27 protein-coding genes are annotated in these 25366 nt (G+C 32.5%); 18 read left to right on the forward strand and 9 right to left on the reverse strand.

The annotated features are described in order from the left end of the window. The first annotated feature begins 214 nt into the window (after positions 1–214). From ACLHDE_RS07510 to ACLHDE_RS07570, 13 genes are all read left to right on the forward strand, one after another. Positions 215–532, forward strand: a complete 318-nt coding sequence (locus ACLHDE_RS07510; RefSeq protein ID WP_415395807.1) for a GNAT family N-acetyltransferase — start codon at positions 215–217, stop codon at positions 530–532. A gap of 9 nt (positions 533–541) precedes the next feature. Then, positions 542–1042 carry a GNAT family N-acetyltransferase gene (locus ACLHDE_RS07515; protein WP_415395808.1) on the forward strand — a complete coding sequence of 167 codons (501 nt, stop codon included), beginning with the start codon at positions 542–544 and terminating at the stop codon, positions 1040–1042. Positions 1043–1092: 50 nt separating this feature from the next. Beyond that, on the forward strand, positions 1093–1689 hold the full coding sequence (locus tag ACLHDE_RS07520) for an STAS/SEC14 domain-containing protein (RefSeq protein ID WP_415395809.1): 597 nt from the start codon (positions 1093–1095) through the stop codon (positions 1687–1689). Positions 1690–1750: 61 nt separating this feature from the next. Next, positions 1751–2311, forward strand: a complete 561-nt coding sequence (trhA, locus tag ACLHDE_RS07525) for a PAQR family membrane homeostasis protein TrhA (RefSeq protein ID WP_415398526.1) — start codon at positions 1751–1753, stop codon at positions 2309–2311. Between the two features lie 65 nt (positions 2312–2376). Next, entirely contained in the window at positions 2377–3789 is a 1413-nt protein-coding gene (locus ACLHDE_RS07530) for a leucyl aminopeptidase (protein ID WP_415395810.1), read from the forward strand. Next, positions 3786–4667, forward strand: a complete 882-nt coding sequence (locus tag ACLHDE_RS07535; protein ID WP_415395811.1) for a DMT family transporter — start codon at positions 3786–3788, stop codon at positions 4665–4667. The genes ACLHDE_RS07530 and ACLHDE_RS07535 overlap by 4 nt, the downstream gene beginning before the upstream one ends. Then, positions 4668–5168: a ribonuclease HI gene (locus tag ACLHDE_RS07540; RefSeq protein ID WP_415395812.1), complete on the forward strand. Its 501-nt coding sequence runs from the start codon at positions 4668–4670 to the stop codon at positions 5166–5168. A 336-nt stretch (positions 5169–5504) separates the two neighbouring features. Continuing rightward, positions 5505–6098, forward strand: a complete 594-nt coding sequence (locus tag ACLHDE_RS07545; RefSeq protein ID WP_415395813.1) for a GNAT family N-acyltransferase — start codon at positions 5505–5507, stop codon at positions 6096–6098. Then, positions 6088–8160, forward strand: coding sequence for a TonB-dependent receptor plug domain-containing protein (locus tag ACLHDE_RS07550; RefSeq protein WP_415395814.1), 2073 nt, complete (start codon positions 6088–6090; stop codon positions 8158–8160). Before ACLHDE_RS07545 ends, ACLHDE_RS07550 begins: the two co-directional genes overlap by 11 nt. After that, complete coding sequence (locus ACLHDE_RS07555; protein WP_415395815.1) at positions 8161–8706, forward strand: hypothetical protein; 546 nt, start codon at positions 8161–8163, stop codon at positions 8704–8706. Positions 8707–8920: 214 nt separating this feature from the next. Then, positions 8921–10723 (forward strand): EAL domain-containing protein, encoded by a 1803-nt coding sequence (locus ACLHDE_RS07560; RefSeq protein ID WP_415395816.1) that lies wholly within the window; start codon positions 8921–8923, stop codon positions 10721–10723. A gap of 83 nt (positions 10724–10806) precedes the next feature. Then, positions 10807–11907, forward strand: coding sequence for a redox-regulated ATPase YchF (gene ychF / locus ACLHDE_RS07565; RefSeq protein WP_415395817.1), 1101 nt, complete (start codon positions 10807–10809; stop codon positions 11905–11907). 44 nt (positions 11908–11951) lie between these two features. Next, a complete protein-coding gene (locus ACLHDE_RS07570) occupies positions 11952–12551 on the forward strand; it encodes a hypothetical protein (RefSeq protein ID WP_415395818.1) in 600 nt (199 codons plus the stop codon). On the opposite strand, the gene ACLHDE_RS07575 is transcribed toward ACLHDE_RS07570, so the two are convergent. The 4 genes from ACLHDE_RS07575 to ACLHDE_RS07590 all read right to left on the reverse strand — a co-directional run bounded on the left by ACLHDE_RS07575 (position 12548) and on the right by ACLHDE_RS07590 (position 16123). Next, complete coding sequence (locus ACLHDE_RS07575) at positions 12548–13330, reverse strand: hypothetical protein (protein WP_415395819.1); 783 nt, start codon at positions 13328–13330, stop codon at positions 12548–12550. The genes ACLHDE_RS07570 and ACLHDE_RS07575 overlap by 4 nt on opposite strands. Further along, the gene (locus ACLHDE_RS07580) at positions 13323–14141 is read right to left on the reverse strand and encodes a phosphatidylserine decarboxylase (RefSeq protein ID WP_415395820.1); all 819 of its coding nucleotides are present in this window, start codon (positions 14139–14141) and stop codon (positions 13323–13325) included. Before ACLHDE_RS07580 ends, ACLHDE_RS07575 begins: the two co-directional genes overlap by 8 nt. A gap of 78 nt (positions 14142–14219) precedes the next feature. Beyond that, entirely contained in the window at positions 14220–15293 is a 1074-nt protein-coding gene (truD, locus tag ACLHDE_RS07585; RefSeq protein ID WP_415395821.1) for a tRNA pseudouridine(13) synthase TruD, read from the reverse strand. A gap of 11 nt (positions 15294–15304) precedes the next feature. Continuing rightward, the gene (locus tag ACLHDE_RS07590; RefSeq protein ID WP_415395822.1) at positions 15305–16123 is read right to left on the reverse strand and encodes a thiamine-phosphate kinase; all 819 of its coding nucleotides are present in this window, start codon (positions 16121–16123) and stop codon (positions 15305–15307) included. Positions 16124–16210: 87 nt separating this feature from the next. Between ACLHDE_RS07590 and ACLHDE_RS07595 the strand changes: the two genes are divergently transcribed. The 4 genes from ACLHDE_RS07595 (at position 16211) to ACLHDE_RS07610 (ending at position 21180) form a co-directional block, all read left to right on the forward strand. Next, positions 16211–17413: a diguanylate cyclase domain-containing protein gene (locus ACLHDE_RS07595; RefSeq protein ID WP_415395823.1), complete on the forward strand. Its 1203-nt coding sequence runs from the start codon at positions 16211–16213 to the stop codon at positions 17411–17413. A 164-nt stretch (positions 17414–17577) separates the two neighbouring features. Continuing rightward, positions 17578–19290, forward strand: coding sequence for a succinate dehydrogenase flavoprotein subunit (gene sdhA, locus ACLHDE_RS07600; RefSeq protein WP_415395824.1), 1713 nt, complete (start codon positions 17578–17580; stop codon positions 19288–19290). 17 nt (positions 19291–19307) lie between these two features. Further along, the gene (locus ACLHDE_RS07605; RefSeq protein WP_415395825.1) at positions 19308–20288 is read left to right on the forward strand and encodes a succinate dehydrogenase/fumarate reductase iron-sulfur subunit; all 981 of its coding nucleotides are present in this window, start codon (positions 19308–19310) and stop codon (positions 20286–20288) included. A 10-nt stretch (positions 20289–20298) separates the two neighbouring features. Next, positions 20299–21180: a CoB--CoM heterodisulfide reductase iron-sulfur subunit B family protein gene (locus tag ACLHDE_RS07610; RefSeq protein ID WP_415395826.1), complete on the forward strand. Its 882-nt coding sequence runs from the start codon at positions 20299–20301 to the stop codon at positions 21178–21180. A 157-nt stretch (positions 21181–21337) separates the two neighbouring features. On the opposite strand, the gene ACLHDE_RS07615 is transcribed toward ACLHDE_RS07610, so the two are convergent. From ACLHDE_RS07615 to ACLHDE_RS07635, 5 genes are all read right to left on the reverse strand, one after another. Continuing rightward, on the reverse strand, positions 21338–21877 hold the full coding sequence (locus ACLHDE_RS07615) for a hypothetical protein (protein WP_415395827.1): 540 nt from the start codon (positions 21875–21877) through the stop codon (positions 21338–21340). A gap of 64 nt (positions 21878–21941) precedes the next feature. Next, the gene (locus ACLHDE_RS07620) at positions 21942–22160 is read right to left on the reverse strand and encodes a hypothetical protein (protein ID WP_415395828.1); all 219 of its coding nucleotides are present in this window, start codon (positions 22158–22160) and stop codon (positions 21942–21944) included. Between the two features lie 6 nt (positions 22161–22166). After that, the gene (locus tag ACLHDE_RS07625; protein ID WP_415395829.1) at positions 22167–22856 is read right to left on the reverse strand and encodes a DUF2589 domain-containing protein; all 690 of its coding nucleotides are present in this window, start codon (positions 22854–22856) and stop codon (positions 22167–22169) included. Positions 22857–22888: 32 nt separating this feature from the next. After that, positions 22889–23338 (reverse strand): DUF2589 domain-containing protein, encoded by a 450-nt coding sequence (locus ACLHDE_RS07630; RefSeq protein ID WP_415395830.1) that lies wholly within the window; start codon positions 23336–23338, stop codon positions 22889–22891. A gap of 286 nt (positions 23339–23624) precedes the next feature. Next, the gene (locus tag ACLHDE_RS07635) at positions 23625–24302 is read right to left on the reverse strand and encodes a response regulator (protein WP_415395831.1); all 678 of its coding nucleotides are present in this window, start codon (positions 24300–24302) and stop codon (positions 23625–23627) included. A 286-nt stretch (positions 24303–24588) separates the two neighbouring features. On the opposite strand from ACLHDE_RS07635, the gene ACLHDE_RS07640 reads away from it, so the two are divergent. Then, on the forward strand, positions 24589–25365 hold the full coding sequence (locus ACLHDE_RS07640) for an exodeoxyribonuclease III (RefSeq protein WP_415395832.1): 777 nt from the start codon (positions 24589–24591) through the stop codon (positions 25363–25365). Position 25366: the final 1 nt, after the last annotated feature.

A 25366-nucleotide genomic window follows, 5' to 3' on the forward strand; every position in this document is an offset into this window, starting at 1 on the left:
CAAATTTTAGAAATGAAATACAACAAAGAGTATTTAAAAAATCAAACTTGCAAGATTTTTAGCTCTTGCATAGTTCTTTGAAGTAATATTGTTAATAAACTAATGTCTATTTTTTACTTTCCTTGCTTTTTAAGTTATTCTTTATAAAAAGGCTTTACTTCAAGTTTTAAATGAAAAAATTTTAGAAGAAGTCTTAAAAAGTAGACTTGATGAGATGATAAAACAAAACTATCAATGCATCGGTATCTTTGATAAAAAGCAGCTCATTGGTATCTGTGGCATCTGGATGCTTACAAAATACTATGTCGGAAAACATATAGAACCTGATAATGTCATCATACTTTCAAAGTACCAAAACCAAAATATTGGTAAAAAGCTGATGACTTGGATATATGATTATGCTAAGAAAAATAATTGTGTTGCTAGTGAATTAAATTGCTATGTAAACAATGATAAAGCACATAAATTCTGGGAAAAAGAGGGCTATAAAGTAATAGGTCTACATTATCAAAAGAAGTTTGAAGATACCTAAAAAGAGTATATGGGAAAAGTAATGAAATCAAAACACTCCAGAGCCTCTGTAATGCAAACTACGAAGGCGACTTTAGAAGACATCCCTCAACTATGTCAACTACTAAACTCTCTTTTTGAGCAAGAAATAGAGTTTACACCTGATGAAGAGGCACAGATACGAGGTCTAAAAGCTATTATGTCAAATTCAGAAATCGGCCATATACTAGTCATAAAAAAAGAAAATATAGTTCTAGGTATGGTCAATCTCTTATATACTATTTCAACAGCACTCGGAGCCAAAGTCGGCATCTTGGAAGATATGGTAATATTAAAAAGTTGTCGCTCTCAAGGTATAGGCTCAGAACTTATAGTATTTGCTATAGAGTTTGCCAAAGAAAATGGATGTAAACGCTTAACACTACTTACAGATGTAGATAATATTAGTGCACATCAATTATATACAACAAAAGGCTTTTGTCGCTCTTCTATGATACCTTTTCGAATGACTCTAAACAATTTCACATTTTAAGCACACTCTTTAGCTACAATACATACATAAACTTTTTGTAGGAGTATATAATGAGCATAACAGAACATGGTATTTCCATAGGTATAAACAGAGTCAACGAATTCTTTTTTATGAAGATAAAAATAAACGGAACTCTAACACATGAAGATTATGAAAGAATGATTCCGATTTTTAAAAGTTCTATAGAAGGTGTGACTGAACCTGATATTAGAGTCCTTATAGATGCAACTGAGTTTAATGGATGGGAGTTGAGAGCTGCATGGGATGATTTTAAATTTGGCATGGAATTTAGACAAAGCTTCAGTAAAGTAGCTATAGTTGGGACAAGCACTGTAGAGAAGTACGCTGTAAAAATAGGAAGCTGGTTTGTAAATGGGGAAATGAAGTTTTTCAAATCTCTTGACAATGCATATGAGTGGTTAAACAAAGAAGAAGTTACACCAATAACTCCTGTACAAAAAGATTTACACGCCAGAAAAGAAGATATAAGAGATGACCTTGAATCACTTTTTGAGTCTAACCTAAAGATTGTTGATTGGAATGTACCAGAACCTGATGACCAAGATGCTTCCGAAATTATAGTAAACATTCTAGAGGAAAAGCTCAAAGAGATAAAGGCTGATGTAAAGGACGGAAAATATAAATAACTTCTCACTTCTTGAAGAAATTTGGCATGCTATCTCTCATGGGCTTGGTTTAGCTTTAAGTATAGCAGGACTTGTCATATTAGTTGCGTTTGCAAGCATAAACGGTTCTATCGTAGCTATAACAAGCAGTGCAATATTTGGAACTACCCTTATCTTAATGTATGGCTCATCTACGCTGTATCATGCTGTTACACATGTAAAAGCAAAAGAGTTATTTCAAAAATTTGACCATGCTTCTATATACTTTTTAATAGCGGGTAGTTACACACCTATTACTCTTGTTTCACTTTCAGGTGTATGGGGTTATTCCCTTGCAACTGCGGTTTGGACAACTGCACTTTTTGGCATCTATATGAAGTTTGTCTATCCAAATCGTTTTGAAAAACTATCTCTTTTTTTATATTTAATCATGGGTTGGAGCATTGTTATAGCTATCAAACCTCTAGGTGAAGTTATGGAGAGTGGCGGTATTTACCTTCTTATAGCTGGTGGTCTTTCTTACACATTGGGAGTATTCTTCTACGTCAATGACCACAAAAATTTCTATCACGCCATCTGGCATCTCTTTGTTCTTGGAGGGAGTATCTTTCATTTCTTTATGACACTCTTTTATATCATATAAATAAACTCTATTTTATACTCTTTTAGATACTATCTTGCAAAATAAATTAACAATATGGAAACTTTATGAACATTCAACTATTAAACAAAAATATTTCAGATATCAAAGCAGATATCTTAGTAGAGTTTTTAACTCCCGACACCTTAAAAGAACATACAGAAGTTAAAATGTTAAAGCAAGCAGGCTTCAAGGCAGAGCAAGATTCTACTTGTTTTTTACATGAAAAGGGTCTACTTTTTTGTGGAGCTGATAGTAAAAAAAGTGATAATATTAGAAGTGCAACTGTTAGTATGGTTAAAGCACTTAAATCTTCAAACTATGTAAGTGCAAGATTTAGTGTTATTAAAAACAACTCTCTAACTGCTATGGTTGAGGGTATAGTTTTGGGTGGGTATGAGTTTAATGAGTATAAGTCAAAACCAAAAGAAATAACTCTAAAAGATATCTTCCTTGCATCTAATGACCTTGATTATAATGAGCTGAAAATAACTTTTGATGAAGCACTAATAATTGCAAATGCAACCTGCTACACTCGCGATATTGTAAACAGAGCACCCCAAGAGTTAAACCCTGAGACTTTTGCTATTTTGGCAAAGAAACTAGCAGATAGTAATTCGCTAGAGTGCAATATACTCGCAGAAGATGATTTGAAAAAAGAAAGAATGGGAGCTATGCTTGCAGTTGGTCGTGCTTCTATCCATGAGAGTCAACTTATCCACTTAGCTTATAAACCTGCCAATCCTAAAAAAATCATCTCACTTGTAGGAAAAGGTCTTACATATGACAGTGGTGGATTAAGCCTTAAACCTGCGGCAAATATGGTAACAATGAAGATGGATAAAGCTGGTGCTTGTGCAGTTTTAGGGATGATAAAAGCAGCTAGTGAGTTAAAACTTGATGTTGAGATTCATGCATTTATCGGTGCAGTTGAAAATATGGTTGGCGGAAACGCTTATAAGCCTGATGATGTGTTGGTATCAAGAAGTGGAACTACTATTGAAGTTAGAAACACAGATGCAGAGGGTCGTTTAGTTTTAGCAGACGTTTTAACTTACGCTCAAGAAAATGTAAAAGCTGACGGTATCTTTGATTTTGCAACACTTACAGGTGCATGTATGGTTGCTCTTGGTCAATACACAACTGGAATTATGGGACACTCTCATAAACTAAAACATGACTTCTCAAAAGCTGCTACGACTTCTGGAGAGTTAACAGGTTCACTTCCATTTAACAAACATCTTAAAAAACTTCTAAAGAGCGAAATAGCAGATATCTCAAATGTCTCTTCTAAACCTTACGGTGGAGCTATCACAGCAGGTCTTTTTTTAGATAAGTTCATCAAAGATGAGAATAAAGACAAATGGATGCACTTTGATATAGCAGGCTCTGCTTACACAGAGACTCCATGGGACTGTAACGTTTATGGTGGAACTGGAGCTGGTGTGCGTTTTATGAGTGAGTACTTGAAAAACATATGACAAAAGAGCGCGAAGGCGAACTTTTAATGATAGGACTCTCCATCTTGGAGAGTTGGTTTCCAATACTTTCAATCGTAGCCATTTCACATATCGGCGCACTGCATACTTATGCCTTTTCTTTGTTTATATCATTGTTCTTTTTTCTAATCTTGATGCTAAAGAAAAACTTATTTGCAGAGCTAAAAAACAGAGATGCCTATAAAGATTTACTGCTTACAAGTTTTTGGATTACAACACTCTTTGCCTTAGTTTTTATAGGTATGCAGTTCACTACAGCTGGAAATATGTCAGTGATAATATTTACTCAACTCTTCTTCTCATACCTTTATTTCAATTTATTTGGAAAAGAAAAAATAGATTTTCTTCATAGCGTAGGAGCTTTTATTATGGGTATTGGAGCGATAGTCATCCTCATTCCTGATGATTTAACTTTCAACAAGGGTGATTTAATAATCCTTGTAGCAGCGGCTATTGCTCCTGTTGCAAATTTTTACTCAAAGCGTGCAAGAGGACATTGCTCATCTATAACAATATTAGGATTCAGAACAATCATAGCACTCCCCATTATTGCCCTTTTAGCTTGGATAATAGAACCTGAAATCAGCCTGGAGGCTCTAGAAAAAGTTCTACCCTATGTAGCATTAATAGGATTAGTTATATTTGGCTTCTCTAAAATCTTATGGATGGAAGCTCTACATCGCATCTCCATCACTAAAGTAAGTGCTATGATTGCGTTAGTTCCGCCTATGACACTCTTTTTTGCATACCTTTACTTGGATGAACAGCCTGAGCTTCGTCAGATACTAGGAATAATTCCCGTGCTTATTGGTGGCTATCTTTTAACAAAACCAATCAAAGTCAAAGAAATATCTTCATAGATGCAAACAACGACTAATAAATCAACTATTTACTTATTTACAGATGGTAGTGCCAATCCTCAAAAAAAGATTGGTTTTGGTGCTTACTTGATTCTAGATAAAGATGAACTATACTCTAATATTTTCTCTAAAGACGATGTAATAACTAAAATATTTGAGAACACAAGCTCATCTAAACTTGAGTTAGAAGCTCTGCTTTGGGCACTAAATGAAATAAGAGCTCAAAACAGTAAAGTTGTTATTTTTACAGATTGCCAAAATATTATTGGACTAAAAGATAGACGCGAAAGATTTGAAAAGAACAACTATATGACCAAGAAAAAAGTTCTAATTAGAAATCATAAACTATATAAAGAATTCTATATACTTACAGAGAAAATAGAGTGTGATTTTGTAAAAGTTAAAGGACATAAAAAAAATGAAGAAAAAAGTATTATAGACAAAATCTTCACGCTAGTGGACAAAGCTGCTAGAGATGCTCTTCGCGAATCTTTGTTATAAAAGTTAAATTTATATGTTGTTTTGCTGATAGAATCTATGGAATAAAGTCTGTAAAAACCATGGTATAAATTATGTTACAACTTTGGAAATATGTATATTAGAGGTAAAAAGAATATTTGGAAGCCAAAAAACTTTTTATTAAAAGCTTTTAATGCTAATATATCGGCTATATAAGAATTTCAATAAACTTAGAAGAACTATATTTGCACTATTACTGGGTTATTTTGATACTTATTGGTTTTCTTGAGTACTTTTAGAAGCCATTTTAACTTCTTTTTGTGCATATTTATTGTAGTATAGTTACAGCTTATATAAAAATTGTTGTAAGGTGGTATCTTGAATTTTAGATTTCTAGAAGTAAATAACGATGATTTATTAGAAAAAGTATTTGCGTTTAGATATAAAATAATTTTGGAAATATATCCAGAGTATCTACATAATTCTGACTTTATTGATGATAAAGAACATGATAAGTATGATCCATATTCAATACATTTCGCTGCATTGGATGCTAACAATGAAGTTTGTGCAACAGTAAGACTAATTCATAACTCACCAATTGGATATCCGACAGAAAACAGTATGATATTTGACAGAGACATGTTTAACAGAGATAAACTTGGAGAGATGTCAAGAATATTTGTTGATACTAAATATAGAAATATAAAAACTACAAAACTTATAATAGAAGAGGTTAAAAAATTCATGTATATCAAAATGATGGAACTTGATATAAAATATACTTATGGGTCACTAGAAGCAAGCTTTCTAAGACTACTAAGAATCTATAAAATGTGTTATGATATTATTGGTGAAGAACAGGTTCATGTGCATGTGGGCTTGCGTTATCCATGTATTTTACATACTGAACAATTGGGTATAGATAACCCTAATCTTGTCAAACTATGGAAAAACCACTATGAATCATAATATTTTATACAAGCAGCACAAACTCTGCCTAGCTCTATTACTATCAATGAGCCTAACAAGTCTGAATGCGGAGACAAGTAATTTGCTAGAATCTATCTCTGGTGAGATGAAACACTTTAGCGAAGTTGCAACTGTTACAAAACAGAATGAACACTATCAGCCATATATTATCTCAGTATTTCAAGGTAAAGAGCTGGAAAAACTTGGCGTCTCAAACCTAAAAGAAGCCCTTGAGTTAGTGCCTGGTGTTGATATGGCTACAGATAATTTCAACAATCAAACTCCTATATTCAGAGGTTCAAATGCTCTAGCATACGGACAAACAAAACTTTTCATAGATGATGTACTCGTTAACAATGTCTTTTTTGACTCTTATTCTGAGTACCTCTCTTTTCCTATAGAGATGATTAAAAGAGTTGAAGTAGTCCGTGGTCCAGGAAGTAAAACAGATGGCGTCAATGCATACGCAGGTTCTATTCATGTTATAACTTATGCGGAAGACTTCAAAGACTTTGAAAACAATGATAAACTAGTCTTTAAATATGGTTCTAATGACTATATGATGGGTGGATTTACAAAAAACTTCAAAAGTGAAGACTTAAAAGTTTTTACAGATTTTTATTATCAGCAGGATGACAAAAAACTATACGCCGGTCCAGATGGTTTATCTCAAGGAGTACTTGGTGCTACAAACATACCGCTTTCTCAAACAGGAGACGCTCCTGTATGGTTTAAGGAATACTCGCTAGGTCTAAATATCAAATATAAAGATATCTCCGTAAAAGCAAGAATGCATGAGCATACACAAGGAAGTGCTTACGGAATAAACTTAGCACTACCACAAGATAACGATCGAGTAAAACTACCAAGTTATTTTCTTGAGCTTGGTTACAATAAAGAGCTTAATAACATTGAAGTTGATATTAAAGCAGGAGTCAAATACGATACATTTGACTCAAAATCTAAACTACTTCCAGACGACTTAAATATCAGCGGTGTTGTTTATAGCAATGGAGTCTATGGGGAACATCTTGCTAAGCAACAAACCCTATACCAATCTTCTTACTTTAGATATAGTGGAATACAAAGTCATTCTATTACTGCCGGTTATCGCTTTACTAATGAAGAAACGGTTGATATGATTTCAAAACTCTCAAATAGAGAGACTGGTGATTCTGCTTTAGTTGACTATACTGACACATTGCCTTTTTTTGATAAAAATGCGAAACGTAATACCATTATTCTATCTATACAAGACGAATTCCAATACAGCAATAAATTCAGCTTTATCTATGGTTTTTACTATGAGGATAACACATATAAAACTACAGGAGTCGAACCTAGGCTCTCTATGGTATACCAACATAGCATAGATAACATTTTTAAAGCAATGTATAGTCGTTCTCATAGAAATGCTTCATGGCAAGAGATGTATACCATGAACAATGGTGCTAGAGTTGGTAATACAGACTTAGATCCAGAAACAGTAGACGCTTTTGAGATTGCATATATTAAGAAATTCTCTAGTGATGCATATATACAAACGAATGTATATTATCTTATGAATAAAGATCAAATATATAATACCGTAGCAGATCCTACATATAGAAATGTAGTAGATACAGATATATATGGTTTCGAGTTTGAGTATAAAGGAAGCTTAACATCTTCAGATCAATTATATATTAACTACTCTTATGTAACTGGAGATTCTTACATAAAAGATGAAAAGAAGAGTGAACCACTATCTAATATTGCATCCCATTTAGCTAAAGGATACTATATCTACAACATTAGTAGTTCATTATCTCTTAGCGGCCTTGCAAAGTATGTAGGTTCAAAAGAGAGAGAACCTGGTGATACTAGAGCTAAACTAGAAGCATATTCTACCCTAGACACCTCTATTAACTATAAAAATAAGAAGTATAACTATACCATAGCCCTTAGTTTAAAAAATATATTTGATGCAACTGTTAAGTACCCATCTGCTCCAAATACATACACTGAAGATTATGAGCAAGAAGGCAGAAACTTTCTTATCACTCTTACAAAGAAGTTTTAAATGAAAAAAATAATTTTCTTTTGCTTAATCATGGTTAATGTGTCTTATGGATATAGTTATAATGACATCTTGCTAAAAGCGCAAGCATCTATTTTTCCAAAAATAATGCTTCTGGACAAAAAACTGGAGAATAAACTCATTGACGGAAAAGTTGTTTACACAATAGCATATGATGAAAGTGATTTACATATAGCACAAGAAATAAGTGACTTTATAGATAAAAACTTTGAAGGGAATTTTGACAAATATTTGTATAAAATCAACTTAGTTGAATTTTCTGATTTATCAAATGATACAGAGACATCTGCTATTTATACCCTAAATTCAGATAAATACATCGACAAAGTTGCCAAAATAGCCAAAGACAAAGGGGTAATAGCTTTTTCATATGATATAGAAAATCTAAAAAAAGGATTGCTATTTTCTCTAGTACTAGAGAAATCAACGGTTCTTTATCTAAATAAAGAAGACCTAAATAAAACAAAAATAGACTTTGTTGATTCTTTATTACAAATGGTTAGGTTCATGGACAAAAATAATTTATAATTGTCTCTCAATTTCGACATTATTATGTTAAAATATCTTTTACAGAATATATCTGTCTAACTTGACTGGAGGTTTCATTATTATGAGAATCAAAAAAATCAAATCTATCTCCAGTAAAATAGTACTCTTTATTATACTTATTTTTCTATTTAGTGCTTTGATAATTTTCACTGTATTTGAAAGAGTGAATAAAAAAGCCTTTTATAGTATAGAGATGGAAAAAGCAAACCTTGTTGCTACGACTATAGAACCTTTAATTGCCCTAAATATTTATCTTGACATGAAAGATAGAATAGATCAAGCATTAAATCAACTTCTAGAAAATCCTAATATACTAGCTGTCAAAGTTTTAAAGAAGCAGAAAATTATTAATGAAATAAAATCACCACACTATTCTAGCAATATAGAAGAATCTTTTATTATAGAACAAGCCATATATCAACCAAACTCCAAAAAAGTACTTGGTTCTATAATTATTACATATTCAAATAAAAACTATAAAGAATTAATAAATCAATATACCAAAATACTACTAATAATGTTTGTTGTTTTTAGTGTTATTTTTACAATTTTTGGTTTATATGTAAAAAAACTTTTATCACCTCTTAGAAATATTGCCAAATCATTAAAAGAATATTCACCAGATAAAGAGATTGACATACCATATCTATCTCAAAATAATGAAATAGGACTTATTTCAAAAGCTCTAAATGATATGCAGAAAAAAATATCTCAATATTCAAAGAAGCAAAAAAACATAAACCAATATCTTGAAGAAAAGGTAAATGAAAAAACATTGGAGTTACGTAGACAACTATATACCGATACGCTTACAAAACTGCCAAATAGGCACAGTCTTGTTAATAATATCATTAGTAATAATGATGGAGCGCTCCTTATTATTAATATAGATGACTTTAAAGAAATCAATGATTTTTTTGGACAAATTGCAGGTGATGACATATTAAAAAGTTTTGCATATAAGCTTAATGGTATGTTTAATAAGAAGCAAAACTCCACTGTAAGTAGAATTTCAGGTGATGAGTTTGCTCTATTTTTCACAAAAAAACCATCTAAAGAAGAGTTTATTAAAATAGCTGAAAAATTAGTATCAGATATTGAGAAGATGATATTTTTATATGAAAATAATGAACTCTCTATTAGAGTTTCTATAGGTGGGTCTTATCAAATAGAAAATATCTTAGAAAAAGCAGATATAGCTCTAAAATCAGCGAAGAAACAACAAGAGTCTTTTTTACTTTATGATGAAAACTTAAATATTGAAGTTCAATATAAAGATAACATCGAATGGGTAAAAAATCTTAAGATTGCTATAGCTAATGATAAGATAGTTCCATATTTTCAGGCTATATATGACAATAAATCAGACAAAATTGCAAGTTACGAGTGCTTAATACGTTTGATTGATGAAGATGGAAATATAATTAGCCCATATAAATTTTTAACAATCGCTAAAAAAAGTAGACTTTATAGTAAATTGACAAGAATTATGATTGAAAAAAGTTGTATGTATTTTGAAAATATAGACTCTGATTTTTCTGTAAATCTATCAGTTGAAGATATTTTAAATAAAAGTACTGTTGAATTCATAAAGCAAAAAATAAAAGAGCATAATGTTTCTAAAAAGATTATATTTGAGATTTTAGAATCTGAAGGTATAGAAAACTATGAAGATGTATCAATATTTACAAATGAGATGAAAGAGCTTGGTTGTAGAATAGCTATAGATGATTTTGGTTCTGGATATTCAAACTTTGAGCATATTCTTAAGCTAAACATAGACTACATAAAGATAGATGGTACTCTCATAAAAAATATAGATCATGACGTAAATGCTCAAATAGTTGTTAAGACTATTGTTGATTTTGCGCAGAGATTAAACATATTAACTGTATCAGAGTTTGTACATAATGAAGAAGTTTATAAAAAAGTAAAAGATTTAAGTATTGATCGTACTCAAGGGTTTTTCTTAGCCCAGCCCCAAAACAAAATATAAAGACAATAAACTCTTTATAAATAAACCAAGTATAATTTAGGTAGTATAACGAAATTATTTTACAAGTATTATAAAGGGCACAAATGGGATTAAGTATAGGTCTAGTAGGACTTCCAAACGTAGGTAAATCAACAACATTCAATGCATTAACAAAAGCACAAAACGCAGAAGCTGCAAACTACCCATTTTGTACGATAGAACCAAATAAAGCGGTAGTTCCAGTTCCTGATAAAAGATTAACAGAACTCGCAAAAATCGTCAACCCTGAGAGAATTCAGTATTCTACATTAGACTTTGTAGATATTGCCGGTCTTGTAAAAGGTGCTTCTAAAGGTGAAGGTCTTGGTAATAAGTTTTTATCTACTATTCGTGAAACTGAGGTTATACTGCAAATTGTTAGATGTTTTGATGATGAAAACATTGTTCACAATGAGGGTAGTATTGACCCACTTCGTGATGTTGAAATCATCGAAGGAGAACTAATCCTTGCTGACATTGAAGTGCTTTCTAATCGCATAGATAGACTTAAGAAACAAGCTAAAGCTGATAAAGGTGCTAAAGCTGCCCTAGAGATGGCAGAAGAACTAATAGAGTTTTTAGGTGATGGGAACTTAGCTAGAAACTTCAAAGATGTAAATAGCGATATATACCAACAACTAAATAACGAAGTTAGGTTTTTAACTCAAAAAGAGATTATGTATGGTGCTAATACTGATGAAGATGGTCTTTTAGAAGATAATGAGTATGTAATATCTCTAAGGGAACATGCACAAAAGAATAACTGTGAACTTATCAAACTTTGTGCAAAAGTTGAAGAGGAACTGATTGGTCTTGACGATGATGAAGCACAAGAGTTTTTAACAGACCTTGGTGTTGAAGAATCAGGACTAGAGCAAATCATACACAAAGGTTTTGATAAACTGGGTCTTATGAGTTACTTTACAGCTGGTGTTAAAGAGGTTCGTGCTTGGACTATCAGAAAAAATTCAACAGCTCCAAGAGCGGCCGCAGCTATTCACAATGACTTTGAAAAAGGTTTTATCCGCGCTGAAGTTATAGCTTATAATGATTTTGTAGAGCTTGGCGGTGAAGCAAAAGCCAAAGAAGCCGGTAAAATGAGACTAGAAGGTAAAGAGTACATAGTTCAAGACGGCGATGTAATGCACTTCAGATTTAACGTTTAGATATAACAGCCGATATAACATAAACTAACCGTGAAGGAAATATTATGGAGTTAAAATATGTTGGTCCAAAGCCAATAATATCACATACTGGTATAGAGTTCAACAACAACAAAGAGGATAAATATGTTTATCTAAACATTGTTGTTCAGCTTTTAAAAGCGCTTAACCACGACTACTTTAAAGATAAAATATATAACTATCAAGTCTCGACACAACGTCTATCTTCAGAAGAACTATATGATGAATTACAAAAACAGTGTCCAAATATTAAGGCACTGATGGAACAAGAGAATCATAATGTAGAAGAAGAGATTGAGCATAACATACATAGAGCAGAAGAAAATAGTGTTTTAAATGAAGAAAACAAGCAAGTACTACTTAATAATATAAATTTAATGCATGACTACTTAGTTCAACGTTCTATAAATAAAAGTATATATTACTGTGCTATAGATGCATTAGCTGAATTACTTAAAAATGATCATATAGATTATATAATTACACCTATGTTTCAAAAGTTTTCTCATGTGCTTCACTCTGTTCAAGGTAGTTTAAAAAAGCAAAAATCACCAATTGACACTTCTTTAGATATATATCAAAAAGATGGTAAGCTACTTGTTCGACTACGAGTCATAAACACTTAAGAAAGGTGGCTCATTCCAATCATAGTTTGAACCATAGTATCTTTTAGTCTTTTAATAGCTGGATCAAATTTATCAAGTTTTAGATTCTTTAGTTTACTTAGTTCTTTCTCTGCTTTATCTAGTAAATTATGCAACCTCTGCTTCTCATCTGCGTCTATCATAGAGTTTGTATATTTCTTTTTTATTTCAATAACTTTTGTCTTAGCATTAGTTATATCTGAGTTCTTAGTATTTTGAGCAGCTTCGATACGATTGTATAGCTGATAAAAGTTATGCATCTCAAGTATTTGTCGATTTTTAATCAAATCACTTTGTAATGTTTCTTGTATAAGTTTAGTCGTTTTGTTGTTTTGTTTAGTATTTGAAACAAGTTCTATAAATGTATCAGCTACCTCTTCAAAGATATATCGTCTATATTTTTCATAGTAATCTTCAGCAATATCGTGTATAAATTTAACTCTTGCTTTATCATTAAGCTCGCCTACAGCTTCTCTTTTTGGATAATACAAAACTTCAGTTGCAAAACTCATCCACTCATTTGCTATTTCATGAAAAAGTATATTTATTATCTGAGTAAGTTTAAAGTTATCATAGCTTTGTAAATATAAAAAATTTATTTCATATTTTAATTTATTTCGAACAAGAGTCTGAGCAAGTATTTCCATAATCTCTATCCTGTCATAGTGAGAAGAAACATGTAATACTTCCCATTCAAACAGTGTTCTATCCTTAAATAGCTCATCAATATACTTTTGCTTTTCATCTTGTGTTCTATACATTTTTAGCTATAGTTTCTCCATACTTGATATCTTTACCAACCAAATCTTCAAGTTCTAACATACCTTTTTCGGCAAGTATTACTATTGTAGAACCCATCTCAAAACATCCAAAATCATCACCCTTGTTTAAATACAACTCGTCATAATCATATACAGTAGAAACAATAGCATCCGCATTTGTTTTTATTTTTGGCTCAAATGAAACTTGCATCACACCAACATTCAAAGCACCCACAAGCACCATATAAAATATTTTACCAGATGTATTTTCACACATCAAAACAACTCTTTCATTTTCTATGAAAAGGTTAAGCCTTTTTCTTAATGATGGAAAATTTACAGGGTAGAGTTTACCTGGAATATGAACAACTCTTAAAACTTTCAGATTTGTAGGTATATGATAACGGTGATAATCTTTTGGAGATAAATAAAAGTTTATAAAATTTCCATGATGAACAACTTTTTTCTCATCATCGCTAAAGTGCTCACCTAAAAGCTCATCACTTGAGTATCTCATACCTTTTATTTGATGTGAAAAATCAGCTTCCAACCCTCCACACGCCGATACTAGAGAGTCACAAGGTGATATAAAAGCCTCTGAATCTAAAGAGTACTTTCTATCCTCTTTTAGCTTTCTTGTAAAAAGAGCATTTAAACTTTTATATGAACTAGGAGTGTGAAACTCACTCATATCTAGACCCATTAGCTTTACATAAGAGTTATTTACAATTTTTTGAAACCATTTTGAGAACTCTTTATTTGCAAATTTTCCAAAGTTTTGTGAAATTGCTGACGTTATATGTTTACTCATTTATATTTTTATCCTACTAGTTGATTTTTCTTTTTCTAAAGAAGCTTAAAAAACTTTCTAAAAAGCCTATAAAACTTTCTAAAGAAGCTTGCGCTTTGCTATTTCCTCTAAAAGAACTGTTGCATATGAGCCTTTAGGAAGAGTAAAGTTCATCTCATACTGTGCTTCAATAGGCTTAAATCGCCCCTCTATATCTTCTGGAAAAACCCATGCGTATCTTCTTGCACCATCTGCATTTATCTCATCATCAAAGTCTTTTTCTATATCTCTTGCTATACCTGATGATATTTTAACTTTTTTTCCACACAAAAGACCAGTAACAGATATATTTCTATCATTAAATCTATTTAAATCATCTTCAGATGCTTCATAATCAAACAATCTTCCGTGGGGATAATGCTCCATTACATCACCTACAATAAGTTTAAATGGATGTTTCTGTGCTTTTAATTTTGATAGTTCATGATTTGGCATATTTAAAATGGATTCTAGTTCTGCCGGCTCAAAATTATTTACCAGTCTGTTTATCTCCAGTCTTCTACTAAGCCATAGATTAAAAAGATGACTCTGATAAGCATTGATAAGTAGTTTTTTTACTCTAGGATTACGTTCTCTTGCTTCACCTTTAGCAAGTTTTTCACCTAGAATATGGTTATCACCATCATTTCCAAATCTTTGATAACCAAAAAAGTTAGGCATACCGAACTTAGTTATATTTTTAAGGGCTTCATCTATTTTTACGGCACTTGTAGGATTTACTTTTTTTACTTTAATAAAAAATCTATTACCTTTTAAGTGCCCTATTCGTATCTTATTATTATGGTAAGTTTTTGAGATAATTTTTACATTTTCATGCTCAAAATTCTCCAGCATCTCTTCATGTTGTTTATGAATAGAAATATACTGTTTTGTCATTGCATGTTTGTCTTTTAAACCAGCATACCCAATATCTCTATTTTTGATACCCAGATATCTTGCAAATATCCCCACTAATTCAGATGTAGTAAGATTTTTCTTTCTTACAAAAAGAATTAAGTGCTCACCTTCCCCTGAAAATTCATAAAGAGGTATCTCTTCAACAACAAAGTCTCTTGGAGTCTGTTTAAAATGAAAATCGATGCTAGTATGATCTAGCGAATAAAATCTATCCATTATATATGCCTTTAAAAATGATGCGCTTTGCATCTGAAAGTATATCTAACTCTTGCGCTTGTTGCAAAAATATTCAGCGGTGTTCTTGCTTGTTTAGAGCGTCTTATAAGTGCTTTTACATATCTCTTGTCAAAGGCTACTAACATTTCATACTCTTCCCCACTGCAAGCTAAAGTTTTTGAAATTTTTTTATTAAATTTAAATCCTATTCTATTTACTCTTGCTAATTTATCTAAATCACTAAAAAGACCATCTGAGATATCCATTCCAGAACTTAAAAATCTACTACAATTATTTACAAATTTTTCTCTTAGTTTAATGTCTATAAATTTAGACTTTTTATGTAGTTTACCAAGATTAAAAAGACCTTGTAAATCTTTTTTACTTTTACCAAGTTCGCCGGTATATGCCACCATATAACCATGCCTCAGCCCACTTCGTAACAATGGCTTCTTTGTATGTGAAATAATAGTTATAGTAATATCTAATTTAATATTGCTAATAGTATCTCCACCTATAATCTCAATACCATACTTATCTGCTGCATCTTTAAAGCCAGATGCCAACTCTCGCATCTGCTGCTTTGAGATATTTTTTGGCATAGCAACACTTAAAAGAGCATACTTTGGTTTTGCATTCATAGAAATTGCATCTGAGATATTGATCATCATAGCCTTTGTGGCTATTTGATAATAACTCAACCATTTTGTCTTAAAATGTACATTCTCAAAAAATGCGTCTTTTGAGTAAACTTGATTACCAATCAAAGCACCATCATCACCAATACGACTACTATTAAATTGAGATATAAAATAATTTTCTAAATTCAAACAAACTTCTTTAAAATTACCTTTAAGTAAGATTAAAGGCTATAAATATAAAATACTTATGATTATATCATTTTTAGGAAAAATAATATGAAACATTCTATAAATAAGATTTTCAATAACCTTTCTTCACTTTTAATAATTATAACTTTGTGTGTTGGACTAATCACTATTTTAGTTCTAGAACAAAACAGTTCCTATTCAAAGATAAATAATCTTAAAAATCAAAAAGAGCTTATCGAGAGCTTAGTAAACTTGCAAAAAAAAGACATAGAACTAGCTCTTATACAATTTAATAGTAAAAGTACTCAATTACATCACGAGATTGAAAAACTTCGTAAGTTAAACAAATATGACTACACTGGAAAGTTTTTATTAGGAAACTCCCAAGAGTTTTTATCTGATCTTGATAAATTGTCAAAACTTACTACTAACTTCAATGAATCAGCTCATAAATACTACATAAAAAATCTCAAAAATATTGAAGAAAAAAATAGAGATCTAAAAATTGCTTTTTATTCTATAAATACATTTATAGACTCTATGATTATTAAAAACATATCATATAATGAAGATAAATTTCATCTGCTTGAAAAAATAACTCTCTTTTCATTTATACTCACCTTGCTAACTGCATTTTGGTATAGAAGAAGATTAAACTCTATTTACACAGATATTTTGCATCTATACGCAATTAATAATAAAAAAGATTATGATATCTTTTCAGAGGAAGCAGACGCAATTAAACTTAGAATGAGAAGAAAACCTCCCCTAGCTGACAACCTTGCTATGCTAGATCCTGTGACACAAATTAACAACCATAATGGAATGTTAAGTTCATACAATCATAAAAAAGAGATGAAAGATAGTAACTTTATCTCAGTTACTATCTTTGAAATAGATAACTTTTCTAAACAAAAAAGAGCTTTTTCACAAGAATTTACGCAAGCCATACTAAAAAAAGTTGCTTTTACGATATCTCTGCATGAACAAGCAACAGATGTTATAGCTAGAACCGATTACAACCAGTTTACTATCATCCTTTCAAGAACTTCTAAAGAACAATCATTCAAAGACATAGATATCATTCGCCAAAGTATCTCTGAAATCAAGTTTAAAGCACCTGATGGAGATTCTGTAACAATCACGGTTAGTGGTGGTTTTATGATTAAACCAAATAACTTAAACTTAGAAAAAGCTATTAAAAAAGCTAAAGAAGTTTTAGCTTATGCAAAAGAACATGGCATAAATTCAATTTCACAACTTAGAGATATAGCCGAACATAAGCTCTAAAATGCATGTTACAAAAGGTTACTCTTACCTATTCTAAATACTTATACATGTCCTAAATAGTAACAAACTCAAACTTCCTTATTTCAAAGCATATATTTAGCATTCACAAAGGCTTCTCACGCTACAATCAACATTATTTTTATATCTTTAACGAAGGAAAGCTAATGAGTATTCCTATTTATACTTACGACGCAATAATTGTTGGTGCAGGTCTTGCCGGATGTGCAGCAGCTAGAGAGTTGCAAAATGCAGGAAAAAAAGTTGCTGTTATTACAAAGTTACATCCATTGAGAAGCCACTCGGGGGCAGCTCAAGGTGGTGTTAACGCAGCATTTAGTGATGAAGACAGTGTTGAGTTACACGAATTTGATACAGTAAAAGGGTCTGACTATTTGGCAGATCAAGATGCTGTTGAGTTCATGTGTCAAAAAGCTCCGGAGACTATTCGTTGGGCAGAGAGAATGGGTGCAGCATTTAGCCGTACGGCAGATGGAAAGATTGCTCAAAGACCTTTTGGTGGGCAAAGTTCTCCTCGTGCATGTTATGCTAAGGATAGAACAGGTTTAACTCTACTACAAACTATATATGAACAAGCACACCGTGCCGGTGTTAAGTTCTGGGATGAGTGGTATGCAGCTGATTTAATCTACAAAGATGGAAAAGTTAGCGGTGTTGTTGCTTTTAATATTCGTGATATGCAGACTGTAATTTTTAATGCAAAATCAGTAATGTTTGCAACAGGCGGTTACGCTCGTTCATACAAAATTAACTCTAACGCTCATGCAAATACTGGTGATGGTCTTTCTATTGTTGCTCGTCACGGTCTTCCTTTAGAAGATATGGAATTTGTACAGTTTCATCCATCTGGACTATCTGGAAATGGTGTTTTAATCTCTGAAGCAGCTCGCGGTGAAGGTGGTAAACTTTTTAACTCTCTTGGTGAACGATTTATGGAGAAATATGCTCCAAATGCTATGGAACTTGCGTCTCGTGATGTTGTAAGTCGTGCAATCTTAAATGAAATTAGAGAAGGTCGCGGTGTTGGTCCTAGAAAAGATGCAGTTTTCATTGATGTTACGCATCTAGGAAAAGATTTGATTATGGAAAGACTTCCTGAGCTTCGTGATTTAGCTATCACTTTCTTAGGTCTTGACATGATTAAAGAGCCTATTCTAATCTCTGCAACAGCTCACTACTCTATGGGTGGTATTCCAGTTAATATTGCTGGAAACGTTCGAAAGAACAATGATGAGTTAATCGAAGGTTTTTATGCTGCTGGTGAGTGTTCATGTGTATCAGTTCATGGGGCTAACCGTCTCGGTGCCAACTCTGTTTTAGAAGCTCTACTTTTTGGTCGTTTTGTTGGTAAAACAATGGTAAAAGAGATTGATAGTATTGAACTTCGTCCTGCAACTGTAGAAGATGCCAAAACTTCTTTAGATGAGATGAATTTTATTTTAAATAATAATGGTGATGAAACTATCCCTAATCTTAGAGAAGAGCTTCAGCAATGTATGACGGACAATGCCGGTGCATTTAGAACAAAAGATACTTTAGAAATTGCAATAGCAAAAGTTAAAGAACTTCGCAAAAGATTCAAAAACATTCGCATAAAAGACAAATCAAAAGTGTTTAACACTGAGCTTCAAGAAGCTATAGAGTTTGGTCATATGATTGATTACTCTGCATTTATCGTTGAGAGTGCTATAGCTAGAAATGAGAGCCGCGGTGCTCACTATAGAGAAGATTTTGATACTCGTGACGATGAAAACTTCTTAAAACATACAATGGCTTATATGGATAAAAATGGTGATATCTCACTTGATTACATGGATGTTACTCTTGGCAAACATGAACTTAAAGCTAGAACATACTAGAGAAGGATGAAAGACTTATGAGTACAAATACAATAACTACACAACAAGTAAACTTTAAAGTATTTCGTTTTAATGCTGATGAAGACTATCTTCCATATTACGAAGATTATAATATGGAAGTTACTTCTGAAGAAGTTGTACTAGACATATTAAATAGAATTAAATGGGACCACGATGGTAGTTTTTCTTATCGTCGTAGTTGCCGTCACGGAATCTGTGGTGCCTGCGCTATTAAAGTAAATGGTCGCTCAACTCTTGCTTGTAAAGAGAGTATGACGACTATGCTAGAGCTTTTTGGAAATGAACTTACTATAGAGCCATTAAGCATCAAAAGAGCTGTAAAAGACATGATTATAGACAAGGGTGATTTCTGGGAAAAGCACGATGCAATTCATCCATATCTTATCTCTGATGTTGATGAACATCCTGAGCATGAGCATCTTGTAACACCGGAAGAAGCTGAAGAGCTAAATGAAGCAGACTTATGTATTCAATGTGGTGCTTGTCACTACGCTTGTCCAGTTGTAGAAATCAACGAAGACTTCTTCGGTCCTGCAGCATTTGCTAAGGCATACCGCTTTGAAGCTGATGTTCGTGATGACGCTCATACAGAGAGACTTCTTAACCTGCACGAAGAGGGTCAAGGCCTTTGGGATTGTGTTAAGTGTTTTGAGTGTGCAGAGGTTTGTCCTAAAGATGTTGATCCAATAGATAAAATCACTAAGCTACACCAGATGCTATTTCGTGAGGGAGTTGCAACATCAAATGTAGCTACTCGTCATGCTGTTGGGTTCAAACACTCTATTGCTAAAAGAGGTGTTTTAGATGAAGGTCAGCTAGTTCTTTATTCAGAGGGTCCAGGAATTATCAAACATATTCCCGTAGCACTAAGAATGTTTAGAAAAGGTAAAATCGCATTACCTTGGAATATTCCAACATCTGATAATCTTGATGAAATTCAAAAACTTGTAAAATCATCATCAACTGCAAAGTTCTAGGAGCAACAATATGAAAAAACTAAAATATGCACTTTTTACAGGATGTACAGCTAAACAAAGTACTCCAGAGCAGATGATGTCAACTTTAGCAGTAGCAGAGAAATTAAATATTGAGCTTGTAGAGCTTACTGAAGCTTCATGTTGTGGTGCTTCTCATCTACAAGATTATGATGATTTTTTATCTCTAGTTTTAAATGCTAGAAATATTGCTTACGCTGAAAAGCATGGATTGACTATGGTTACTATCTGTAATACTTGTCAACTAAATACAGCAATGACTAAACATCGTCTTGATAACAATACAGACCTTAAAGCCAGAGTGAATGAAAAACTTGCAGAAGTTGGTTTAGAATACAAAGGTACTTCTAATATTATTCACTTTTTATATGCAATTATAGACGACATCGGTCTTGATAAAATTAAAGAGATGGTAGTTACTCCTCTTAGCCAGTTCAATATTGCACCATTCTATGGTTGTCACAATATCCGTCCATCTGAGCTTCATAATGAGTCTCATAAAACGCCAGAGAGTGCTTACCGCCCTACTTCACTTGACGATTTAATCATTGCTTGTGGTGGTAAAACAGTTGACTATGAAGAGAAAAACAAATGTTGTGGTTTCCATGTGGAACTTCAAGCTCCAAAAACTGCAGCAATCCTAACTGGTAATGCAATTGCCGGTGCTATGGATGGTAATGCTGACTGGATGGTAACTCCATGTCCATTATGTCATCTAAAACTTGATACTCAAACACATCATGCTTCTAAAGCTATTGGTCGTGAAGTTGAGCTTCCTGTTCTTCATATGCAACAAATGATTGGTCTTGCCCTTGGTATTTCTAGTGCTGAGTTAGGTCTAAAACATCACCTTGCAGAAGTTAATTTCGTATAATAAACTAAGGTTAGTATTAAAATCTGTTAAATAATTTTAATACTAAAGTGGATCTGATAACGCTTACAATTAGCCCATTAGCACAAAATACTAATGGGCAATAAAAATCTTCTACAGTTATAAAATATACCTTTTGTATCAATATATCTTTACGTTTCTACCACCCTGCAGCCGTAAGCAATTGCGCAGCTAAGGTTGTATTATGGAAGGCAACCATTGCATCTACTCCCGCCGGATATGCAAAAGCATACCAAACGTAAAGATTGGCACCAGCTGGACCGAAGTTATAAGGATTTACTACACCTCCACCTCCTCCTGCTAACCATGTAGCACAACCGTTACATGGAGCTAATTCAACAAAAAGCACTGCATCTGGAGCTATTGGAACTAAGCCATTATTTCCAGCAGCCGTAATAGCACAACGTTCAGCGTGACCACCTACCGGTCCTTGATCAAGTCCACCAGCTGCGATACGTGAATTACCAAAGGCAACTCCGTATGGATGGACACCTACAGCAGGAAAATGATTTGTTGGTGTAACTGCGAATGCAGCACAGCAAGAAGCAGGACCAATACCAACCCCAACATTACGAACAGCATCGAAGTGGCGAATTGCTTGATCAGCTAAAACTTGAGCAGTAGCATATCCAGGTTGGGCTGCATTTGCTGGAGTTAGTTGGTTAATGAATACTGGCATCTTTTGTCTCCTTATCAATTACTCTTATTATTATGTTAAACATTTTCTATCCTTTTTTAGTATTTTATAAAGGTCTATTACCATCTTCTTGATGACCTTTAAGCTTATTATTGTATTCAGCATACTTCTGTACACTACTTTGAAGTATTTCTCTACTTTGGTGAGCAGCTGATATCTCAGCACCACAACCATTGCAACTAAATGATCCACCTTGAGCCAATATATATGGCTCAAGTGAAATTTCTACTATTCTACAAGCTGGACATTCAATATTTACAAACATTTTATGTTACGCTGGTGGAGTTGGAGTTGGAGTTGGAGTTGGAGTTGGAGCTGGAGTTGTACTTGGAAGCACAAGAGGTGAAACATTTTTCGCATAAGCATCAATAATAGTTGTTACTCCTAATGGAAGAGGAAGTTGACCTGCATGTACTGCCACTGTATATTTAGCTGAATTACTTTGAGAGTAATGAGTATCGCTTTTATTCTCACTGCTACTGTCATGTGAAACACTACCATGTACCTCCACATGAAACGGTCCAATTTTAGCTGAAGCAGTGAAATCAGCTTTCTCTGCAGTACTTGATTTGTCGTCTGTAGAATTGTCTTTTGCAAAACTAGATTTTACTTCCATATCAAAAGTAACATTCACATCATCAACCGCAAGCGAATTAAGAGGTATGATAGTTAAAATCGGTAACTCAAAGGCTGTTGTTGTTTGTTCAATAGTTGGCTCTGCACCATTTACTCCTGGTTGAACAACACTTCTCTTAAGCGTCATACTAATCATAACTGGATCATATTTTGATTTATCCTTAGCATCTTGTGTAAAACACGTGTTCATCATAAAAGTTAATTGTGTCATAGCCATCTGCTGATTTGCTTCTGCAGCTGCTTGTAAGGGGCCACCAATAAGTGCACCCATTGGAAGACCTGAGAACTGTTGTCCCATTGCTAAAATTTGACTATCTGCTGCCATTGTATATCCTTTTTAATTAATAAATTTTGAAATTAGTTTGGAATCTGTGCCCGTAGAGCTTTATTGTATCCCTCTACTATAGCTTGAACTCCTGATGATTTATTGTCAGCCTTTATGGTAATTGTAATCTTTGCGTTTGGTGTAGAACCGCTATCACTAGATGAACGTAGAAATCCACCTTTTTTAGGTTGCGGAAAACCTACCATTACCTCACCATTATCTTCCATTACTTCCAGATCCATTTCTATTTTCACATCATCAAGTTGCAGAGTTGGTGCAGGTGTCAATGTAATCAACGGAACTGATACAAATTGTGTTGATGGACCATCTTGAGTCATTATTGGATATTTCATATCCACAGTTTTTGGTATTAAATACTCAACATCTTCAAGGTCATCAATATCTTGAACTCCATTAGAACTTTTTGATTGATGGAAATATCCCATCAATGTATTGATATTATTTCTGGAAACGGTTTCCATGGCTTGATCTACAGCACCCTGAATTACAGTTACCAATTGTGTTAGCTTAATCAAAATCACACCTTTTTATTTATTTATTTATTAAAAAATAATTTATAATTACTTTCTAATGCCTTGTCATTGAGTTTATGCTCTTTTACAATTTTACATGACAAACTCCTTTGACATACTGAGTTTTTAATATTTCTCAATAATAATTTTCAGTGTTAAAAACTATATAAACACATTAAAAATAATATAATCTAACTATTAGATTAAAATTAGAATTAGACGTTTTCATATAGGCTTAAAATATAGTATTTTGCAAAATGTACCCTACTCTTGGTATATTACTAAGTGGTAATTCAGGTATTTTTTTTCTTAATCTGTAAATCAACTCTCTTAATGAAGATGTTCTATCTTCATTATCATTCCAAATATTTAACATAAGTTGTTCTGCACTTATGCAACTGTTTTTATTTTTAATTAATGAGCTTAAACACTTAAGTTCATTATTTGTCAATTTAATTATTTTTCCATTACTGCGAATGATAGATTTTTCTAAGTCAAATAGACATCCTCGTTTTAAAAAGACTTGTGTTGATTTAACTCTGCTTGTAATTATCTTTGTATTTACAACCATTAAGATAGCCTCTAAATCAAACTCATCTACAGGCTTAATTAAATATCCAAATGGAGACACTGAACTAGCCTTAGCAATTGTTTTAGTATCTTTATAAGCTGTAATAAACACAATGTTTACATTCTGATTGTAAACATGAATTTTTCTGGCACACTCAATACCATTAATAGTGGATTCAATGTTAATATCTAGTAAAAGAAGATCTACATTACTCATGTTAATTGATTTAATTAAATCTAGTGCATTATAGAAATTTCCAATCACATTATGTCCTAACTTTATAACTGTTTTTTCTATAAAACATGCTGTTTTAGCATCACCTTCAAGTATAACAATATTCATTTGATAACCTTTATTAAATTATATATTTCTATCTCTAAAAATAATTTTTTTATTTGGGAGTAATATATTATTATGTTAACTTATTATTGTGAAATATATATATTGTTACAAAATATAATATATACAATTTATATTTAACTATTTTACATTTGTAGAATATTAGAATAAAATTAGAATAGAATAAGAATAAAATTAGATATTATTTCTCTACATCATAAAAACAATATCAAAATAAAGACTTATCTTTAGTTATAATTTCGTAAATTAAAAAATGGAAAATATTATTATGTCAAACTCAATCGAAATAATCTCATGGAACGTTAACGGTATTCGTGCTGTTGGTAACAAAGAAGCTCTCAAGTGGATAGACGAACGTCAACCTGACATCTTATGCCTACAAGAGATAAAAGCTCTTGAGGAGCAAATTCCAGACAATCTATTTGAAAAAGAGTATCAAGATATTATTGTGAACTCTGCCACAAAAAAAGGCTATAGTGGAACAATGACTTGGAGTACTTTAAAGAGTGACTACAACTCAACATCCCAAGACATAGATACTCTCTCAGAGGGAAGAATAGTTGAGACTCACTATGAGACAATAGTTCTTTTTAATGTATATTTTCCAAATGGACAAAAAGATGAAGAAAGACTTGCACATAAAATGAAATTCTATGATGATTTTTTTAATTATTGTGAAGAGTTAAAAGAAGATGGAAAGTCAATTATAATTTGCGGAGATGTAAATACAGCCCATAAAGAGATAGACCTTAAAAATCCAAAAGCAAACTCTAAAACATCGGGTTTCCTGCCAATTGAGAGAGAGTGGATAGACAAACTCATCGACCATGGCTACATAGATACTTTTAGATATGTAAATGGTGATGAGATAGATAGATATAGCTGGTGGTCGTACCGCTCATCGGCAAGACTTAAAAATGTTGGCTGGAGAATAGATTATTTTTTCATCTCCGAGGATTTGGCTGAAAACTTGGAAGATGCTTTCATACTAGACTATATTGAAGGCTCTGACCACTGCCCTGTTGGAATTAAAATCAATATTTAAA

The organism is Sulfurimonas iocasae (genome assembly GCF_047716755.1).
Lineage (GTDB): Bacteria > Campylobacterota > Campylobacteria > Campylobacterales > Sulfurimonadaceae > Sulfurimonas.

Bases quoted from the DNA above. Each gene is read 5' to 3' on its own strand.
- ACLHDE_RS07630 (WP_415395830.1), bottom strand. From the start codon at position 23,338: ATGGAAACCGTTTCCAGAAATAATATCAATACATTGATGGGATATTTC.
- ACLHDE_RS07605 (WP_415395825.1), top strand. From the start codon at position 19,308: ATGAGTACAAATACAATAACTACACAACAAGTAAACTTTAAAGTATTT.
- ychF (WP_415395817.1), top strand. From the start codon at position 10,807: ATGGGATTAAGTATAGGTCTAGTAGGACTTCCAAACGTAGGTAAATCA.
- ACLHDE_RS07555 (WP_415395815.1), top strand. From the start codon at position 8,161: ATGAAAAAAATAATTTTCTTTTGCTTAATCATGGTTAATGTGTCTTAT.
- ACLHDE_RS07510 (WP_415395807.1), top strand. From the start codon at position 215: ATGATAAAACAAAACTATCAATGCATCGGTATCTTTGATAAAAAGCAG.
- ACLHDE_RS07615 (WP_415395827.1), bottom strand. From the start codon at position 21,877: ATGCCAGTATTCATTAACCAACTAACTCCAGCAAATGCAGCCCAACCT.
- truD (WP_415395821.1), bottom strand. From the start codon at position 15,293: ATGGATAGATTTTATTCGCTAGATCATACTAGCATCGATTTTCATTTT.
- ACLHDE_RS07530 (WP_415395810.1), top strand. From the start codon at position 2,377: ATGAACATTCAACTATTAAACAAAAATATTTCAGATATCAAAGCAGAT.
- ACLHDE_RS07520 (WP_415395809.1), top strand. From the start codon at position 1,093: ATGAGCATAACAGAACATGGTATTTCCATAGGTATAAACAGAGTCAAC.
- ACLHDE_RS07625 (WP_415395829.1), bottom strand. From the start codon at position 22,856: ATGGCAGCAGATAGTCAAATTTTAGCAATGGGACAACAGTTCTCAGGT.
- ACLHDE_RS07580 (WP_415395820.1), bottom strand. From the start codon at position 14,141: ATGAGTAAACATATAACGTCAGCAATTTCACAAAACTTTGGAAAATTT.
- ACLHDE_RS07550 (WP_415395814.1), top strand. From the start codon at position 6,088: ATGAATCATAATATTTTATACAAGCAGCACAAACTCTGCCTAGCTCTA.
- ACLHDE_RS07535 (WP_415395811.1), top strand. From the start codon at position 3,786: ATGACAAAAGAGCGCGAAGGCGAACTTTTAATGATAGGACTCTCCATC.
- ACLHDE_RS07515 (WP_415395808.1), top strand. From the start codon at position 542: ATGGGAAAAGTAATGAAATCAAAACACTCCAGAGCCTCTGTAATGCAA.
- ACLHDE_RS07635 (WP_415395831.1), bottom strand. From the start codon at position 24,302: ATGAATATTGTTATACTTGAAGGTGATGCTAAAACAGCATGTTTTATA.
- ACLHDE_RS07620 (WP_415395828.1), bottom strand. From the start codon at position 22,160: ATGTTTGTAAATATTGAATGTCCAGCTTGTAGAATAGTAGAAATTTCA.
- sdhA (WP_415395824.1), top strand. From the start codon at position 17,578: ATGAGTATTCCTATTTATACTTACGACGCAATAATTGTTGGTGCAGGT.
- ACLHDE_RS07595 (WP_415395823.1), top strand. From the start codon at position 16,211: ATGAAACATTCTATAAATAAGATTTTCAATAACCTTTCTTCACTTTTA.
- ACLHDE_RS07540 (WP_415395812.1), top strand. From the start codon at position 4,668: ATGCAAACAACGACTAATAAATCAACTATTTACTTATTTACAGATGGT.
- ACLHDE_RS07575 (WP_415395819.1), bottom strand. From the start codon at position 13,330: ATGTATAGAACACAAGATGAAAAGCAAAAGTATATTGATGAGCTATTT.
- ACLHDE_RS07640 (WP_415395832.1), top strand. From the start codon at position 24,589: ATGTCAAACTCAATCGAAATAATCTCATGGAACGTTAACGGTATTCGT.
- ACLHDE_RS07560 (WP_415395816.1), top strand. From the start codon at position 8,921: ATGGAAAAAGCAAACCTTGTTGCTACGACTATAGAACCTTTAATTGCC.
- ACLHDE_RS07610 (WP_415395826.1), top strand. From the start codon at position 20,299: ATGAAAAAACTAAAATATGCACTTTTTACAGGATGTACAGCTAAACAA.
- ACLHDE_RS07570 (WP_415395818.1), top strand. From the start codon at position 11,952: ATGGAGTTAAAATATGTTGGTCCAAAGCCAATAATATCACATACTGGT.